Below are 17128 nucleotides of genomic sequence, written 5' to 3'. Positions count from 1 at the left end.
CAGTAGTTGTCAAGCAGTTTTTAATGGTGAGCGTAGTAGATAATTCTCTTAGCTGTTGTAATCTATGTTCCAAATAAGTGAAGTGATATCCCCATCTAAAGCAGCACAAAGTTTTTCTAGAATTTCTGTACTAACAGTCATCTGAGTTGGTTTTTTTGGTTTGTTAATAAAGACGTGAGGAGTCTCTAGCTGCTGAATATAAGCCACAGAAACTCCCACAGCATCAGATAGCTTTTGTCTACTATATCCAGCTTTGTCTCTTAGCTCTCTGAGTTTTTGGGCATTTTCTTCATTCCACCTAAACGCAGCGATGGGTGTTACATCTACTGTGATATTCATTTTTACTTTAATTTTATTTTCACTGCGCTCGCCAGTTGACATGATAATATTATTAATATACTGGTGTCAACCATAAGGCTACACCAAGCAAAGGTGAAAGCGATCGCTTGCCCATTAGCAATGCGATTATTTCAGCCTGCGTCAACTGGAGAAACACAACACCTGTTCAAAGCCTCTTACGGTTAATTTCCTCAAGGCCAAGTGAAACTCACAAAGAATTCATTGCCATAGAGATAAGAAACCGAGATATAAAACTACTTAACTAGCTTTGAGAATCCAGGCAAGGTTTAAGAATGGCTCTCACCAGCAGTAATTGTGGAAGGGCTTGAAAGTTGATATTGCTACCCTAATCTCTACCGCTAGAAAGATTTATACAAAGGACAAGAGGTTTAAGGTAGGTACAACCAACAGTAACGCAAGGAAAAAACAAATGAATCTACCTGCAACTGTTAGCACAAAACTCCAGAAAAGTGCGGCATTTATATTGCTTTCTCTAGCTTTGGTCGGTTTAGAAATTCCTTCTTCAACTGGACAAAGCTTGCCAAATAGCTCAACCAAATCGGCTCCGCTTGTTGATGGAACATATTTATACGGCGAAACTCCTAAACCTAATCAAATAGGGAAAGCCTACTTAGTAATGCAACATCAACAAGGAAATATTGTCGGAGCTTTGTACTATCCTAATTCTGAGTTTAGTTGCTTTACAGGAAAACAGAATAACAACACAGTTTCTGCTAAATCACTTAGTTACAATAAAGCAAAAACTGAAAATATGAAAATTAACCTATCCAATTTTCATCAAATCAAACTTATTAGCGCTAACGACCAACGCATCCTCTCAGTCTGCAAGCAAACATAGGACACCAAGCCTAAAACAGATTCCATCGCTTCCCGAAGAGTGTCAAACAAAAGAGAGTTGTTTGTTCCCTTGTTCACCTCTGTCTGCTAGAAAAGCGCAGAATACACTAAAATTTACTCATTTAGGCGGTAATTTTTCGGTTTTTAACTCAAACACTGCTGTAGAACAGTTCCTTTCGGGCTGCTAGAAAAAATCTTTCTTAGTATTGTAGAAATTGCTAGAATTGGCTACCTGATATTCCTCTTGAAGGGTTGAAAAGTCATGATGGCTCAAAACAATAGCAATGGCAATATCCCTCATACTTTGTGATTTTTCCAGTCTTTCTCCCAAATAAATCTGCCAATAAATTTCCACATCACTTTCAAGAACTGGCTTCTCAATTTCTGTAATAACACCATTCTGCTTTGGATGAATCGAGGAAGCGCTGTACTTCCACTCATTTCTATCCTTGAGAATGATATCAGGCGAATCACCAATCTGTAATTGGAGATGTAACTCGTTTAGACGTAGCCCCTGATATATGTAAAACATTCTTGATACAAGCGCTTCCGGGGGGCGTGCAGCTACTTCCATTAGGATTGCTTCTTCACTGAGAGAAGGTAGTAATAAATCTATATTGAGTACACCATTTTTCGGGTAATTGTGTTCTAAACTTTCTAACACATCACTTGAAAATTGCCAGAGTTTCTGAAATTCTGGTTCTTCTTCTCTAACAATAATATTGCCAATTTGATGGCCAGAAATGAACTCATCATTAGGTCGATACTGCTTGCAGGCAGCGAAATAACAAGGCTGACCGTTTTTTAGAACAACACTTGTATTGTATAACTGACCTCTTATAAATTCATTCATCTCATATTCGGAATCTGAATCTACATTGCTTTCACACCAAGCTTTCAAATCATCAACAGTATAGATTATTCTGCTTTTTTCACTTCCAGCTCCGATAACTGGTTTGATCAAAATGTGATTACCTAGTTCTTCTAGAACAAACTTTAAGTATGAAACCGGCTCTTTACGGTATTGATCTTGAGCAAAAATCAGATACTTAGGCACCCGAATCAGGGAATTTTTGAGGGCAGATTTGAGGTAACTCTTATCAGTAAACTGCTGGATCATGGTTGGGCGATCGCCTGGCAGATTTAGAGCCTCACGCAACTGTGCAGCTAACAGTACTGAATACTCGTCGTTGGTGATAATCCGGCAGCTATTATCTAATAGTTTATAGTCAGTCTTAATCTGTTGATAGGTTTGGAGCAGATTTTGTAAATTATAAGGTTCTACAATCTGCACAAGATCCAAGTATTGATACTGGGAGGGTACAACCTCACTGAGTCCTCGCCTACTACAGAGTAAAACTAGATTTCTATTCTCTAAGCAGATATGTCTAAAATCAGTTTTGCTCAGAAACATATCATGTAGCATGAAGACAGTCTGCTTATTGCTATCTATCTTACTACTATGTAAAGCAACTGGATTTGCCGATTCGCCGAGCATTTGTTGTACTAAGTGGACAATTTCTTGTGAACATCCCCATGACAACGTTACACCTGACCCTCCATGTCCATAATTATAAAATATGTGTGTGTTTAAAACTCTTTCCACACAAACATTTTCCGATGTTAATGGTCGTAGACCAGTCCTAACAGGCTCCTGATCATCTAGGGGGAGTTCTTTTAATTCCGGTAGAAACTCTAAACAACCATCATACATCTGTCGAATAATTGGAACCTCAAGAGATAAGTCTGTACCCCATTGGTCTTGCTGCGTTAATCCTCCTAAGACCACCAAATCATCCCCTCTAGGAACTATAAAAATGATGTCTTGCTCATTTAAAGAAGATTCTTCATGGGAAATGCAATGAGCATCCTTGACAACTTTCCCTAGATTTTTAACCCTGACAAGTGCGCCCCTCACGGGATACATGGAACTATCCCCTGTAGTTGCTATTGAACCTAGCCCAGCACAATTAATAATTGCCATTGCATTAAAACGGCTAAGTAGTTCCTGTTCGTTTTGAACGACATTGACAGTGATTTTCTCCTGAATAATTTCACATCCAATATCCTTTACATATTGAAGTAGCCAATTCATGTAAACATCGGTATTTGTCATCGGAGCCATGTGTTTATAAGCATCTTTTATACCTCCTTGAAAATTCAAATCAATCGTTTTTTTGACGATATGTAAACCTCTTTCAAATCCATCAACTTTATCCTTCAACTCATTCATTTTGCTTAGATCAGCAGGTCGATTTTCCAAAACATCCTTAAAATAGAAATACCCATCCCTCAAATAAATTCCTGTTTTTTCTGAACCAAACTCTGTGTGTATTTTCTTGAATTTATTATAGGTAGTCATACACCAGTCTTTAGAGCGTTCCAGCGATCTCGGAGATCCATGACGACCACAGACTGCTGGAGGCCATTCCCATAATGCACCTGCCACAATAGAGGTTAAATCTGGAGCAAAACGATCTGCAACAATCACAACATTAAAACCCGCCTCTCTTAGACATATAGCAGTTGTTAGACCACTGACTCCTGCTCCAATTACTAAAATGTTCGTATCATTTTTTGCTAATGGATTGTTCATCAAAGGTTCTCTCGATTTTTTGTACTACAAAATCAATGCATTCTCTTGCACATTACTAATATTAATTGGGACAATTTTGGGGTGACGCAGCGTTAAGGAATTCTTAGCCTTTGACATTTACTGCTACAAAAATTATTTATTAATAGTTTTCGATTAAAAACTAAGTATAAGCAGTATTAATAATTCTGAAAATGAGTAACTGTTTTTGAGTACTAGCTCAATTATAGATGAGCTTCTTAGTACAATATCTAATAAATTTGTGACTAATTGAGCAACCTACTGGTTAGCCTTTAAGAGACTCGATAAGACTACGAACTTGTAAATTTCTTACTTACAATATGTCTAGAAAGTAAGACAGTCTCCCAATACATACACCACTCATCACTCCAATTGCCTATATCAGCACCGCTTTCGCCAATAAAAGAGAAAGAACATCAATTGTGGAAGCGATGAACTACAAAGAATAGAGCAAAAGAGAGAGGAGTTCGACTTCAACCTTCGACTAGCTTGAATCAACACATTGCACACTGAGTATCTAAAAGTAAAAGGCGAAATATTGTTATTGGCAGCCAAGGTGGAGTGAGGCTGTTAAAGCCAGATTAAACTAAGAGTATGAAAATTGGTATTTTCGAGCAGATGACAGTTAATAATGGATTGATTCTTACGCTCTTTATTCTGATTATAAGCCTGCTAGCTCTTGGCTATGGTTTTGGTGTGAAAGCTCAACGTTTGCCCTTTACGGCAGAAATTGGGTATAACCAGCAGCAATGGCAATTTCTGCGATGGTGGGTCAAATTAGCCTCCTTTGCTGGAGTTTTGTTACCGATGTGCTTGTTAGCCCTGGCTTGGAAACAACCATCTTCAGGGGTATTTTGAGGAAGTTACCTGTTGATAGTCGCCGTACAACTCATATCTGAACGTGTTTTTAGTCGCTCCCTAGTGCCAAGTATTGTTGTACCTATTGGCTTTTTATACACAGCTTTTCGGTTGTGGCAATTGGTAGATGGATTCACACAATTAACATTTTCCTATTTGACATTATTGGGTTTTGGCGTTGTTGTCTTGTTTTGGGTTTCTAACTTAATAATGTTGATGGTGATGCCCATTCCAACAATCTTTAAAGGTTCGGAGTCAATTGAACAATCTTGATATTGATAAAACATTTTTACTGCCTAATTAAAAGCTGTGTTTCGTTGTAGTTATTTTTCGCAACCCACACCATCACCATCTCTGTCAAACCCATGAGGATCGGGTGGCAGCACTTTAAACCTTCGTTGGCTAATATCTCGGCAATCCAAATCGGGTGAATTCTTTGGAATGCAAAAATCTGGGTAAGAGGGATCACAGTTATTCTGTTGCTGTGGTTGAATCGGCACTGATGTTGTCTTTTGGGTAGCTCTGTGGCGGAAGTCCCAAGGCATCACAGGATTAGCCTGATTCCAAAATGCTAAACGCTGTTGTTTAGCGCTGTTTTCACCCTGCAACAAACTATCTTTAGATTGTGGGCAACCTTTGAGATACTGGCGATAAACTACAGCCTGACCCTCTTGCACCATATTGAGGTTGACACTGCGATTCTCGACAAACACCTCTGCAACCAGGCGCTTATATTTGTCAGTTTCAATAGCACGTACAGTAACGGACTGTCCTACTGGAAGTAATTGCTTTAGTCGTTTTGCAGATTGTTGACCCCAAGGATTCTGTTTCATCTCTGGTGCATCGATGCAAGCAAGGCGGACTGTTACAGTTTTGTTACCAGTTCTCACTCGTATGGTGTCACCGTCACCGACGCTTACAACTGTAGCAGTAAGGTTATTAGCAACAACTGGTAATGTTTGAGCTAGAAGCAAAACGCTAATTGCAACAAAGCCAAATTTTGGGAGCATCTGTAGTAATAATCACTATATACTTAATACTTATGATGCCCAGATTAGTAGTTAAAAGTAGCTAATAAAACCAGTAATTTGAGATTAATAATCCAAATTGTTAGTTAACTTGGTGCTGCTCTTTTGTCGCAACTGATAATCGTCATACGCTAACATTGACTAAATCAACATCAGCAAGCCATATTGTTCTGCTTTGGGCAGACACTTCTTCTAAAATTGGAGAGCGCCACTCTACCCCATAGAGCCAATTATCTTTGAGGCTAAAAATTCCTTGAATAATACGGCGTGTCGGCTGTTCACCGAAATCAACCTCAACTATATCCCCCAATTTAAAAGCTGGAGTAAAAACAGTGGACTTCTCTAGTACATTAGTTCTATAAAATTCTTGTTCAGCTAAGTAGAGAGTTTCACTCTGGCAAACAATTGCATAAATCCATTGCTGTCTTTCCCACTGAACACCACAGCAGTAGCCTGACAAATCTGAGATTGACAACAAAACTTTTTCTAACATTTTCACTGCTAAGGGAGGCATGGACTGGCCCCATTCAGGAGAAATATGCCAACAGGATTCTAAGGCGGTAATTTGGTTAATCATCTGGGAATGTAGTTCTCTTTTTTATACATACACTCACTTGCATCAGCCTGATCCGGAATATAATTCAAAATAAATATAGAAGTGATTGACTGATATCTGATGTTTATTAGCAGAGAATGAACCAACCCACGCTCGCTTATGTGGAAATGTCTCTACCAGATGGAACTCAGGCAGAAAAATTTGCAGCCATCCGGCGTTGGGGCATCGGTTTAGAGATTGCTAATTTGGAGGATATACAGATAGACGTGTATAAATCTGCCCAGATCCCAATTACTGCTGTGCAGGCATATCAAATGCACGATTTCCATCCGCTTCATCGGAATGCCGAACATCGTCATCAAGCCAAAATTCATGTAGAACATACCTTGGAGGTAGCCGCTCAACTGAATGCCCCTAGAATTGTGACAGTCTGCGGCTTTGGATATAATCTAGCAGATAATCCATTAGAACGAGCGGTGGATTTCTTCTCCAACTTGGCTCAACGAGCAGCAAAGTTAGGGGTTCGCATCATGATCGAACCCTTGAGTCCCAAACGTGCTGGGGCATTAACACATCCTGATGAGATTGTGTCTCTCATCAGATGCCTAAATCAACCAAAGGTGTTTTCTATTTTGCTGGATACTGGACATCTGCTCGATAGTGGTTTTAATCTCAATTTGTTTTTCTCCCTTTGGCAGTATCCAGTTGAAGAACTGCAACTCAAAGGCATGAACTCAACTCCACCAACCTTGACCATACCGTTCACGAACTGGATAAAAGCCAAATCCCCGCCTGATGTTATTTGTATAGAGCATCGTCAGGCTATTTCCTGGAAAGAATTTGACCAGATTATCCAAATATGTTCTCACTCCCTAGAGAAATTAAATAGAAACATTTGAGTTGCAATTACCCTTGTGAGTTTACAGGAACTGAAACAGCATTGGGAATTCTGAAGCGATCGCTTTAAGGTGAAAGCTATCCATACCATCCCTATCTTTATCAAACCCGTGCAGATTTGGCGGATTAACTTTAAATTTGCGGTCAGGAATATTAGGACATCACTATATAATACTTATGATGCCCAGACAACTAATTAAAAGTAGCTAATAAAAGCAGTAACTTGAGATTGATAACCCAAATTGTTAGTTAACGTGAGGCTGCTCTTTTGTGCTGTGGACGCAATAGTAAGCGATCGCCTACGGCGGGATACTGTTGGCGAAAGTGTTACAAACGCAGAAACAAAAGTGTTACAACTAAAAGCCGCAACGACAGATTGAAGGTTTGAGCTTAAGTGATACTTGAAAACACAACTATGTATTATATTCGCCAACAGTATCCGGCGGGCTGTTACGCCATCGCGGTTGTGTAACATCTGCAACCCAACACTCACGTTCCCTCTAACGTTGCCCCACGCTGCCTTGAAAACAGCGAACGCAGTGATTGGATTGCTAGTGGTAAAGCAATTTATCTATGGCGCTACTTTTTCTTTAAACTGTTTTCCAGCAGAAAACGCAGGCACTTTAGTCGCTGGGATAGTCATTGGCTCATTGGTTTTGGGATTACGCCCTTCGCGTTCTGAGCGATCACGTCGCTCGAATGAGCCAAAACCAATCAGCGTTATCTTCTCTCCATTCGCTACAGCTTCGATAACTACTGACAAAAAAGCACTAATCACTTCATCAGCTTGCTTTTTTGTGATGTTGGTCTTTGCCGCTACAGCATCCACTAATTCACCCTTGTTCATAAATCACCCTGAAGTATTGCCAGTAACGGAAATCTAGCATTAATAGCTCTTGTTGGCAAAGGGTAAAAAGAGTAAAAATCTAGTGACATACAAAAATTGATAATGCGCGGCTACTACTGCGTTCTTGCTCTCTCCTTAGATTTCCTCTCATCAGCATCCCATCGTCAGCAGCTATATTCTGTGGACTGCCAAGGAAGAAGCTCAAAGTCGCAGATATCATCAATGAATTCGGTAGTATTTGGGATACCTTGGCGTTACTTCTAAAACTTTGTAATGCCAATTTCAAGATTATTCGTTTTTTGCGTAAAGTTTCAGACAGGAGGTGAATAGTATTATATAACGGTATTTACTATGCATTAACCGGGGACAACAGTATAAGTCTCCTACATAACTTACTTCTATCAAAAACTGCTCTGGACAAAAGCTAGGGCAGTTTTATGTTGAGTCGATTAGTCCTAAGTTGAGTAATCGCTATGATATTAGATAAGGTTTTATCACTCATCTGGTGTCAAATAATCAACACAAGCAATGCCAACTGTGTCAAAGAGAGATGGAACATTTAACTGTCCATCACTTAGTTCCACGACAAAATACCAAACGCAAAAAACAAGACTCAGGCCCAACAGCAAATATTTGTTCTGCCTGCCATCGCCAGATTCACGCTTTATTTGATAATAAGCTGCTGGCCTTTGAACTCAACACTCTAGACAAGCTCAAAAATGAGCCGCAAATGCAAAAATTCTTAGTTTGGGTAAGAAAGCAAGACCCAGGTAAGCGAATTTCAGTTCATCGATAAACAATAAAGCGTTGTTTGTACTAGTTGTATCCGTCATCTAAAAGAAAAACTAGAAACCGTTAACGTTCAACCAGAAGTGAGCATCGCTTTCTGGTGGGATACGCCTGTTGATAGACGCGCACGGCAGGAATTGGAATTGAGTTTAATTTTGAAGTGGCGTAGTTCATTTAACAAAGAAAACTGGCAGAGATGAGGTCAGCCGTTTGGGTAGGGTGAAGAGAATTTAAATATTGCTGTATTCTTATACTCAGGCTTTTCACTGCTAAATACCTAAGTTTTTATGCATCGCTCATACACTACATGGCTTGTGACAATGGTATTGGCTTTTATTGGTTTTGGGTTAGATGTAAAAAGTGCGATCGCACAACAGCTTTACACATTCAATGCCACTTATGACGTATTCTCCACGTCTAAACCCATTACGCCAGATGTTTCAGCAACAACTATTTTAGGGCAAAGTATTGATGCTCCTTATGATTTAACGAAGGTTAGCGGTTTAACATACAGCCAAGTTAACTTTGCTACTGGAGAGTTCCGATTTAACACAGATGCCGCCACATTTGGCTTGCAGGGCTTCCCAGTAGGCGAGGTAGTGTTGTTTGGTAACGGCAGTAATAAATTGTTTGGCACAAATAAAGCTACTGGAGTAATTGATTTCCTCTCCTCAAAAGGCACTGCTACTAATATTTTTACTATTACTAGTGGCGAAGGTTTATTTCTTGGCGCTGTCGGCACACTAACACTTAGAGAAGTTTATCAAATCAGTCTAGACCCAAATATTCCTACCACAGGCAAATCAAAAGTCAATGGAACCATTCAGGTATTTTCAAAAAACATTCCAGAGCCAAGCACTACCACTGCGTCGGCTCTTATAGGCATGACGGGGGTGGCTTTTTGGCTACGCCGACAACGAAATACGCCCACTTTATAGCGATCGCTATAAAGCGTAAGCAAAAAGCTCCTTAATCGTGTAATCTAGTTGGCATTGAGCCGAAATCCTTGTAATTTCCTACAAGATGGTCTGAAAAACCTTATCCTGTTTGCCTTTTAGAATTTGCTACATCAGAGTCAAAAAAGCCTCTATTTACAACAAAAAATCAAGCCTTTTAAACTCATATTGCAGGACATTACAAACATCTCGGCTTGATACCTACTAAACTTTTGCTACAACTCCCTGATTTGGCAACTCGAAGGAAGCCGCCGTAATGACAGATGCATTTGGATTGGACACTGTAATTTCAGTAGGTTGAGACTGAGGCAACAGTCGGTAGTCACTACGCCAGCGTTCGCGGTTGAGATCGCAGCGAACATAACCGCGCAGTCTACCATTGAAATATTTCACCCACGGGTTCTGTGGCAATGCTGCTTCTACGTCGAATGTCCAAGGACAGCTTGAACTAATCGAAGTACCAACAAACTCAGTCGCTACTGTTTGTGAGTTAGAGTCGTCGAAGTTAGCCTTAAGGTCATTAACCCAGCTAGAATGCCAGTCACCACTAATGACTACGGGGTTCGATGGGCGGCGTTGCTGGATGAAACCCAGAATGCGGTTGCGAGAGGCAACATAACCATCCCACTGGTCAAGGTTGAAAACTTCTCCCGCTCCGGTATCGTAGTCAAACTGAGCCATAACAATCTGTTGAGCAATGACGTTCCAGCGAGCGCTAGAGCGATCTAGTCCTTCAAACAGCCACCGCTCTTGCTCGGAACCAGTCATTGTGGCAGTTGGGTCAGTAGCCTCAGCGCATCGCGGCTTACGTCCGTCACCACAGGGTTGATTGGTACGATACTGGCGGGTATCTAAGACATTGAATTCAACGAGATCACCAAAAGTCAATCGTCGGTAGAGCTGCATATCAATGCCTCTAGGGATTGAGGAGGGACGGAGCGGCATGTGTTCGTAGTATGCCTGAAAAGCGGCAGCACGGCGGGCAAGGAACACCGAGCGTGATTGTACTTCGGGGTCTTGAGGAATTTCGTCGGCCCAGTTATTATCAACTTCGTGGTCGTCCCAAGTGACTAACCAAGGAAATGCAGCATGAGTTGCTTTTAGGTTTGGGTCACTCTTGTACAGAGCGTGGCGGTTACGATACTCCTGTAAGGAAAATGGTTCACCATTGCCATTGTGCGGGCGTAGCGCAGTTGTACTCGGTGCGCCTTCATAAATATAATCACCCAGATGAACCACTAGGTCTAAATCCTCTTGAGCCATATTTTTGTAGGCGGCATAATAACCACTTTGCCAGTTTTGACAGGAAGCGAAGGCAAAACGGAAGCGATTAACGCGATCTCGCGGGTTAGGAGCAGTACGAGTTCGTCCAATAGGACTGACTTCATTACCTACCCTAAATTGATACCAATACCAACGGGCAGGTTGTAATCCTTGCACTTCTACATGAACAGAGTGTCCAAATTCTGGAGTAGCCATCTGTGTGCCACTGTGGACAACTTGCTGCATCTTTTCATCGGTAGCAATCTGCCACTGCACTGGAACATTATATGGTGGCATCCCACCACCATTGAGCGGATCGGGTGCTAAACGTGTCCACAGCACTACATTATCTGGAAGTGGTTCACCGGAAGCGACACCCAGACTAAAAGGATAATTAGAGAATCGGGGTTGAGCCAGAACTTTGTTAGACCATTAATTGGCAATCGCAAAACCAGTTAAGGCTCCAGTCCCAATCAAAACTTGTCGCCGTCTCAAGCGACTTGATAGCAAGCGCTCGAAGTTGAAGTTCTGCATATACTCCCCTGATTGTCGCGTTTGAATCACAGCAAAGTGTAACAGCGCAACTTTAATGCCTCTTTGCAATCAGGTTAAGCGTTGATTATTCCAACACAACCTTAAATTGTTTAATCTGAATTAATCCCTCTTTTGTCACTTTCGGCAGAGAATAATCTGTAACCCTTGCCCAGATAAGATTTTAACTGTAGAGCTTTGTTTGAAGGTTTCTATTAGCTTGCGATCGCTAATCTTCCCACTAAATCTAGGTTTCATCATTTAGCTCCAATTTTTATTTCCCCAGAGTGACAAAAGAGGGATTAAAGGGTAAAGAAATATTCAATTTCTTTCCCTTGATCAAAACAATGCCAATAAGTCTATTGATTTGCAAAGGTTTTTGACATCTGGTGAGTGAGGATGCTAACCCTTCATCAACCAATTATTCAAACTTATCGGTGCTTGCACTTGAGACAAAATCCGTTGCAACTCATCGCCTTCTAACACCTCTTTCTCTAACAAGGCTTGGGTCGTAGATTCTAGCAAGCCACGGTTGAGTTCCAGAATCTTCAAGGCCATATCGTGTGCTAGATCAATGTTTTGTTTGACTTGGCGATCAATCTCCACCGCAACTTCCGCACTAATTGACCGACGAGAACTGCTGCCTTGTAAAAATTGGGCTGAGTTCTTTTCAAAGGCAATCGGGCCAAGGGTATTACTCATGCCATATTGCGTGACCGCACGCTCGGCTAAATCTGTCGCTTTTTGAATGTCGTCACTAGCTCCGCTAGAGACTTTGCCCAAAATAGTTTCCTCAGCCGCTCGTCCACCAAGCAAGGTTGCAAGTTGTCCACGCAATTCATCTTCTAGCAGCAAGAAGCGATCTTCCTCTGGCATTTGCAGAGTATAACCCAACGCTCCCACTCCACGAGGCACAATAGAAATTTTGGAAACCTTGCTACCACCAGGCATGAGTGCGCCAACAAGAGAATGTCCAACCTCATGATATGCTACGGTTTGCCGTTCTTGAGGAGTGAGAATGCGCGAACGCTTTTCTAACCCTGCAATTACCCGTTCGATCGCCTCCTTAAAATCTGCCATGAGAACCGCTTGGTGATTGTTGCGAGCCGCCATCAGCGCTGCTTCATTAACAAGATTGGCTAAATCTGCACCAACAAAGCCAGGGGTTTGGGCGGCAATTACCTCTAGATTCACGTCTTCGCTGAGAATTACCGAACGGGTATGCACCAGCAAGATTTCTAATCTACCGCTCTTATCGGGACGATCTACCAAAACTTGCCGATCAAAGCGACCAGGGCGAATCAGGGCCGGATCAAGGATTTCAGGACGGTTGGTGGCTGCAATCACGATTACGCCATTATTGCCATCAAAACCATCCATCTCTGTGAGCAATTGATTCAAAGTTTGTTCCCGTTCATCATTGCCACCGACTACATTATTGCCGCGAGTCTTACCGATGGCGTCTAGTTCATCAATAAAAATAATGCACGGGGCTTGGCGCTTGGCTTGGTTAAACAAATCACGTACTCTTGATGCACCTACACCGACGAAGACTTCAACAAATTCTGAACCGGACATACTCAGGAAAGGAACCCCGGCCTCGCCAGCAACGGCCTTTGCCAAAAGGGTCTTACCCGTTCCAGGAGATCCGACCAAGAGTATACCCTTGGGGATTTTCGCACCAATCTTGCGGTACTTTTCGCCATTAGACAGGAAGTCAACAACCTCTTGAAGTTCCCGCTTGGCTTCATCTGCACCTGCTACATCTAAAAAGGTCGTACCTATTTTTCCCCGATTGTAGACCCGCGCATTACTTTTACCCATCTTCATGCCAATGCCTACACCACCACCCGCATTGCTAAATTTCAAAAGCCATGCAAACGCACCAACCAGTATCCCACTAGAAAGAAGTAAGCCAATAATGCCTGCGGTGTTGGCAGAGCTATCGTTAAGGGTAATAATTTCTACATTATGGCTTTGCAACAAGCTTGTTATATCCCCTTTTTGTCCAGAGGGATCGGTATAGTAGCGTTGGCTCCCAAATTCTGGTTTGAGGATATATTCAATGCGATCTGGCTTAATTGTAACCTGTTGCACCTCTTCAGATTTGACCTGCTCAATAAACTTGCTGTAGGTCGATTGTGAACTGGTTTGGGTCTTCATAGAACCGATTCCTAGTGGGAGCAAAGGGAACATTAAGAAGCCGGAGATATAGACTCCTTGCACACATTCAGACTTCTTACTATCTTGATTCTCCTGCAACTGTTTTCAAGTCAACAGATGGGATTACTACACTCTTTTTAGGGTTTTCCGAATGAGTTCGCAATTGTGGGTTTATTTGACTTTTTAAAAGAAATGATAGAAAAAAATATTCTGATACACGGGTCTATGATAACCAGCACATGAGGGGCAATTACATCGTGGCTTCAACTACCTATTTCCGAAACTCAGTAGAATTACTAAAAATTAGACTTGGCTGCGGATACTCAACTTCGACAGCAAAAGATATTTTTGGTACAAACGTATTATATACTATGCTAAGTTAAACTATGCACCTTTTGTGGTTTCGTCGGGATTTACATTTAACTGATAATGAAATTGTCACGCTAGCAGCTGCTAACGATGCAGCAGTAATACCATTCTTCATCATTGACCCTTGGTTTTATACCTGGGCTGATGTCGGGACTGCTAGAGTCCGATTCTTGTTTGAGTCCTTGGAAAACCTTAACTCAAATCTGCAAAAGTTAGGTAGCCAACTGTACTTAGTTGAAGGTAATTCTACATACATAGTACAAGGCTTAACAAAGCAGTTAATCGAGCAGAGATATAAACCCAAACTTTTCTTTAACCGTGATGTGCAAGTAGAGTATGGTATCAGCCGGGATAAAACTATAGTTGATTTCTATAAGCAGTTAAACCTTGATTACCATATTGGACTAAACAACTTTCTGCAATCAGCAGAGCAACGTGACGAGTGGTTTAACGAATACTATACCTATCAAAGACAATCCCAGCATAAAACACCAGCAACTATTAATACACCTCAAATCACACTCAATCTAGCACAGTTAACATTTGAAGAAATTAAACAGAAATACCGAAGCTTTTGGGCAGTAGAGAAAGTTTATTTTCCAGGGGGCGAAACACAAGCACAAGCTAAACTAAACTCTTTTCTCAAAAAAAGATACTCTGGCTACCATTGGAAACTTTCTCGCCCAATGCTTTCACAGCTTGGGGCAACATCTCATTTATCACCACACTTAACTTTTGGGACTATTTCAACTCGCATTATTTACCAAAGCACTAAAGCCTTAGCAGAAGAATTAAAAACTCAACCCAAAGCAGAATTCTCCCTCAAAGCATTTCGAGACCGTTTGCGCTGGCATGATAGTTTTACGCAGCGACTCTATTCTCATCCAGAAATTGCTTACACTAATCGTTACAGGGAGTTTGATCAACTATATACACCAGAAACATTGTCAGGAGCAAAACAAGAATTATTTCAGGCGTGGCAACAAGGAATGACAGGTTTTCCATTGGTTGATGCCAGTATGCGACAACTCAAAACAATGGGTTGGATGAATTTTCGGATGCGGGCAATGTGTGCCACATTCCTAACTATTAACTGTGGGATTTCCTGGCATCACGGAGCTAAACACTACATGAATTATTTAGTAGATGGAGATTTAGCAATTAATAATTGGCAATGGCAGATGCAAGCTGGTGTAACTAATCCACTTAGTGATACTTTTCGCATCTATAATCCGTCGAAAAATATTGCTGAAAAAGACCCTCAAGGAGACTTTATTTACCACTGGATACCGGAACTACGGAGCTACAGTTTACCAGAAATTCAGCAGGAGAAATATATTGATACTAGTAGCTATCCTAGAGCGATTTTAGATTGGTCAAAGACGCGTAAAGTTAATGGAAAAGTTGTTTCTGACTTACGAAAGCAAACCAAACAGCGATTGTTAAGCCAGGGTGGAGATGAATACAACAACGCGAACGCTGCTAAAATAACAGTTGAGAAATACTGGCAGCATAAAGACAGAGAGTATAGAGAATATCAACAAAAGCTTTCCCTGACACAAGAGTGAAGCATTATCTAGATTACGGATGGTGCGCGAGATTTTTACCCAACGGATAACAGAAAGTCTTTTACGGTGATGATTGTTGGAAATAAAATTATCAATCAGGTAATTCAATCTCAAATGATAGCGATCGCACTCTCGCCCAATAGCTGCTGAAGATTACACTCAGAAATTATCGAGGGAAGCTCATGAACAACCAACCGAATCACGAAAACCTTAGCCCACAAGAAACGCCATGTCCTATCTGCGGCTCACAAAATTTTGTTTGGGGTCGTACCGTTGGAGAATCAGTAAGTCAGTGGGTGTATTTCCGTGCTGATGGGGCTGGGTGAGGGGAAGGCGAAAAGCTACGGGCGCGTAAATGTAGAGATTGTAATAATGTTCAACTGTTTACATAACTTGAAAAAAAATCGCTAAGAAATGTTCAGTGCGAAAAAGAATTGTGATTTCTTATATTGCAACAATAGAGGGAGCAACATCAAGCCATCGTGGAGAACCAGCATAATCTGAACTGCGATCGCTGGAGCTACCATCAGCGCTATCTCGATTTTCCAAAGAACTAAGCAGCCATCCATCGCGCTTACCGAAGAATGGATCGCTACCCAAGTAGCAGATGGGGACAGCATCACAGTTCGTCAAACTGATGGCAGCCAAATGTCAGTCGAGCTTTGTGGCATCGATGCCCCGGAACTGAAACAGGGTAAAACCCCAGGACAACCACTGGCCAATGAAGCAAAACAGAAACTACTCAAGCTAATCGCGACTGCCCATAACCAACTGATGATCGTTCCAGTAGCAATTTTCAAAAATATACAAGACGAAGAGACGTTTGTAATTCATATTAGGCATTATTTATTAATGAAGAGAGGCGTTACGCTTGATGTAAGGAAATAAACTTAGTTAAGATCCCGAAATGTCCTCACCACAAATCCAATCTTACGGTTGTAACAACTCTCTAGACCAGCCTTTATCCACTCTGCCGTCGTGGAAAATCAAACTGCTGTATGACGGTCAATGTCCCTTGTGTCTGCGTGAGGTTAACTTTTTGAAGAAGCGGGATGCGGGTCGAGGGCTGGTGGCGTTTGTAGATATTGCAGCTGATGACTACAATCCCCAAGCAGATGGCGGTGTTGACTATGAAACTGCAATGGGGCGTATTCATGCTGTGTTGTCAGACGGAACGTTAGTTAAAGATGTTGAGGTTTTCCGTCGCATTTACGAAATTCTGGGGATGGGTTGGGTCTATGCTGCAACTTCCTTACCAGTTATCGGTGCTATTGCCGACTTCCTATATGGGATTTGGGCTGATTGGCGACTTTTTCTAACAGGACGACCAGATTTAGCGACTATTGTACGAGAGCGTTCTTCAGGGCAAGCTTGCAAGACCCAAAGCCGTTGTCGCTTAATGGATGAAGATGACTAAGGGGTTTTCCTCTCTACCAGACGCTACTCGCGTTCGCTTGAATTAGGGCGATCGCTTCTCCCATACTTTCCCCCA

The 17128-nt window shown here is 41.6% G+C and carries 17 protein-coding genes and 1 pseudogene; 10 read left to right on the top strand and 8 right to left on the bottom strand.

Features of this window, described 5'->3' with window-relative positions; translation table 11 throughout:
• Nucleotides 1-48: 48 nt before the first annotated feature.
• Complete coding sequence (locus RMZ43_RS19040; protein ID WP_163937968.1) at nt 49-381, bottom strand: helix-turn-helix domain-containing protein; 333 nt, start codon at nt 379-381, stop codon at nt 49-51.
• A gap of 388 nt (nt 382-769) precedes the next feature.
• Between RMZ43_RS19040 and RMZ43_RS19035 the strand changes: the two genes are divergently transcribed.
• Nucleotides 770-1198, top strand: a complete 429-nt coding sequence (locus RMZ43_RS19035; RefSeq protein WP_322655917.1) for a hypothetical protein — start codon at nt 770-772, stop codon at nt 1196-1198.
• Between the two features lie 183 nt (nt 1199-1381).
• On the opposite strand, the gene RMZ43_RS19030 is transcribed toward RMZ43_RS19035, so the two are convergent.
• Nucleotides 1382-3793, bottom strand: coding sequence for an FAD-dependent oxidoreductase (locus tag RMZ43_RS19030; RefSeq protein WP_322655918.1), 2412 nt, complete (start codon nt 3791-3793; stop codon nt 1382-1384).
• Between the two features lie 612 nt (nt 3794-4405).
• Between RMZ43_RS19030 and RMZ43_RS19025 the strand changes: the two genes are divergently transcribed.
• Nucleotides 4406-4669, top strand: coding sequence for a hypothetical protein (locus RMZ43_RS19025; RefSeq protein ID WP_322655919.1), 264 nt, complete (start codon nt 4406-4408; stop codon nt 4667-4669).
• A 12-nt stretch (nt 4670-4681) separates the two neighbouring features.
• Entirely contained in the window at nt 4682-4942 is a 261-nt protein-coding gene (locus RMZ43_RS19020; RefSeq protein WP_322655920.1) for a hypothetical protein, read from the top strand.
• 50 nt (nt 4943-4992) lie between these two features.
• Here RMZ43_RS19020 and RMZ43_RS19015 read toward each other — a convergent pair whose 3' ends face one another.
• Together RMZ43_RS19015 and RMZ43_RS19010 are read right to left on the bottom strand one after the other, a co-directional pair.
• The gene (locus RMZ43_RS19015) at nt 4993-5643 is read right to left on the bottom strand and encodes a thermonuclease family protein (protein ID WP_428850853.1); all 651 of its coding nucleotides are present in this window, start codon (nt 5641-5643) and stop codon (nt 4993-4995) included.
• Nucleotides 5644-5821: 178 nt separating this feature from the next.
• Entirely contained in the window at nt 5822-6274 is a 453-nt protein-coding gene (locus RMZ43_RS19010) for a DUF1392 family protein (protein WP_322655922.1), read from the bottom strand.
• Between the two features lie 116 nt (nt 6275-6390).
• Between RMZ43_RS19010 and RMZ43_RS19005 the strand changes: the two genes are divergently transcribed.
• Nucleotides 6391-7152 carry a sugar phosphate isomerase/epimerase family protein gene (locus tag RMZ43_RS19005; RefSeq protein WP_322655923.1) on the top strand — a complete coding sequence of 254 codons (762 nt, stop codon included), beginning with the start codon at nt 6391-6393 and terminating at the stop codon, nt 7150-7152.
• A gap of 569 nt (nt 7153-7721) precedes the next feature.
• Here RMZ43_RS19005 and RMZ43_RS19000 read toward each other — a convergent pair.
• Nucleotides 7722-7997 (bottom strand): HU family DNA-binding protein, encoded by a 276-nt coding sequence (locus RMZ43_RS19000; RefSeq protein WP_322655924.1) that lies wholly within the window; start codon nt 7995-7997, stop codon nt 7722-7724.
• 505 nt (nt 7998-8502) lie between these two features.
• On the opposite strand from RMZ43_RS19000, the gene RMZ43_RS18995 reads away from it, so the two are divergent.
• On the top strand, nt 8503-8793 hold the full coding sequence (locus RMZ43_RS18995; protein ID WP_322655925.1) for an HNH endonuclease: 291 nt from the start codon (nt 8503-8505) through the stop codon (nt 8791-8793).
• Between the two features lie 280 nt (nt 8794-9073).
• Entirely contained in the window at nt 9074-9724 is a 651-nt protein-coding gene (locus RMZ43_RS18990; RefSeq protein WP_322655926.1) for a hypothetical protein, read from the top strand.
• Between the two features lie 222 nt (nt 9725-9946).
• Here RMZ43_RS18990 and RMZ43_RS18985 read toward each other — a convergent pair.
• Both RMZ43_RS18985 and ftsH read right to left on the bottom strand, forming a co-directional pair.
• A pseudogene (locus RMZ43_RS18985) lies at nt 9947-11539 on the bottom strand (alkaline phosphatase D family protein).
• A gap of 399 nt (nt 11540-11938) precedes the next feature.
• Entirely contained in the window at nt 11939-13732 is a 1794-nt protein-coding gene (gene ftsH, locus RMZ43_RS18980) for an ATP-dependent zinc metalloprotease FtsH (RefSeq protein WP_416212471.1), read from the bottom strand.
• Nucleotides 13733-14085: 353 nt separating this feature from the next.
• Between ftsH and RMZ43_RS18975 the strand changes: the two genes are divergently transcribed.
• Nucleotides 14086-15636 (top strand): deoxyribodipyrimidine photo-lyase, encoded by a 1551-nt coding sequence (locus RMZ43_RS18975; RefSeq protein ID WP_322655928.1) that lies wholly within the window; start codon nt 14086-14088, stop codon nt 15634-15636.
• Nucleotides 15637-15818: 182 nt separating this feature from the next.
• Nucleotides 15819-15962, top strand: a complete 144-nt coding sequence (locus RMZ43_RS18970; protein ID WP_322655929.1) for a hypothetical protein — start codon at nt 15819-15821, stop codon at nt 15960-15962.
• A gap of 118 nt (nt 15963-16080) precedes the next feature.
• Here the strand turns inward: RMZ43_RS18970 and RMZ43_RS18965 are convergent, their stop codons facing one another.
• Nucleotides 16081-16269 (bottom strand): hypothetical protein, encoded by a 189-nt coding sequence (locus RMZ43_RS18965; RefSeq protein ID WP_322655930.1) that lies wholly within the window; start codon nt 16267-16269, stop codon nt 16081-16083.
• Between the two features lie 15 nt (nt 16270-16284).
• Here RMZ43_RS18965 and RMZ43_RS18960 point away from each other — a divergent pair, with 15 nt between their 5' ends.
• Both RMZ43_RS18960 and RMZ43_RS18955 read left to right on the top strand, forming a co-directional pair.
• Complete coding sequence (locus tag RMZ43_RS18960; protein ID WP_322655931.1) at nt 16285-16524, top strand: thermonuclease family protein; 240 nt, start codon at nt 16285-16287, stop codon at nt 16522-16524.
• A 19-nt stretch (nt 16525-16543) separates the two neighbouring features.
• Nucleotides 16544-17053 (top strand): thiol-disulfide oxidoreductase DCC family protein, encoded by a 510-nt coding sequence (locus RMZ43_RS18955; RefSeq protein ID WP_322655932.1) that lies wholly within the window; start codon nt 16544-16546, stop codon nt 17051-17053.
• Nucleotides 17054-17128: the final 75 nt, after the last annotated feature.

This window comes from Nostoc sp. CmiVER01, assembly GCF_034531135.2.
In the GTDB taxonomy this organism is placed as follows: Bacteria; Cyanobacteriota; Cyanobacteriia; order Cyanobacteriales; family Nostocaceae; genus Nostoc.
The sequence above is the reverse complement of the archived record's forward strand: the minus strand, read 5'-3'. Positions and strand labels throughout refer to the sequence as shown.

Excerpts from the sequence above, each read along its gene's own strand:
- RMZ43_RS19040 (WP_163937968.1), bottom strand. The coding sequence starts at position 381 with ATGTCAACTGGCGAGCGCAGTGAAAATAAAATTAAAGTAAAAATGAAT.
- RMZ43_RS19035 (WP_322655917.1), top strand. The coding sequence starts at position 770 with ATGAATCTACCTGCAACTGTTAGCACAAAACTCCAGAAAAGTGCGGCA.
- RMZ43_RS19030 (WP_322655918.1), bottom strand. The coding sequence starts at position 3,793 with ATGAACAATCCATTAGCAAAAAATGATACGAACATTTTAGTAATTGGA.
- RMZ43_RS19025 (WP_322655919.1), top strand. The coding sequence starts at position 4,406 with ATGAAAATTGGTATTTTCGAGCAGATGACAGTTAATAATGGATTGATT.
- RMZ43_RS19010 (WP_322655922.1), bottom strand. The coding sequence starts at position 6,274 with ATGATTAACCAAATTACCGCCTTAGAATCCTGTTGGCATATTTCTCCT.
- RMZ43_RS19005 (WP_322655923.1), top strand. The coding sequence starts at position 6,391 with ATGAACCAACCCACGCTCGCTTATGTGGAAATGTCTCTACCAGATGGA.
- RMZ43_RS19000 (WP_322655924.1), bottom strand. The coding sequence starts at position 7,997 with ATGAACAAGGGTGAATTAGTGGATGCTGTAGCGGCAAAGACCAACATC.
- RMZ43_RS18990 (WP_322655926.1), top strand. The coding sequence starts at position 9,074 with ATGCATCGCTCATACACTACATGGCTTGTGACAATGGTATTGGCTTTT.
- ftsH (WP_416212471.1), bottom strand. The coding sequence starts at position 13,732 with ATGTTCCCTTTGCTCCCACTAGGAATCGGTTCTATGAAGACCCAAACC.
- RMZ43_RS18975 (WP_322655928.1), top strand. The coding sequence starts at position 14,086 with ATGCACCTTTTGTGGTTTCGTCGGGATTTACATTTAACTGATAATGAA.
- RMZ43_RS18970 (WP_322655929.1), top strand. The coding sequence starts at position 15,819 with ATGAACAACCAACCGAATCACGAAAACCTTAGCCCACAAGAAACGCCA.
- RMZ43_RS18960 (WP_322655931.1), top strand. The coding sequence starts at position 16,285 with ATGTCAGTCGAGCTTTGTGGCATCGATGCCCCGGAACTGAAACAGGGT.
- RMZ43_RS18955 (WP_322655932.1), top strand. The coding sequence starts at position 16,544 with ATGTCCTCACCACAAATCCAATCTTACGGTTGTAACAACTCTCTAGAC.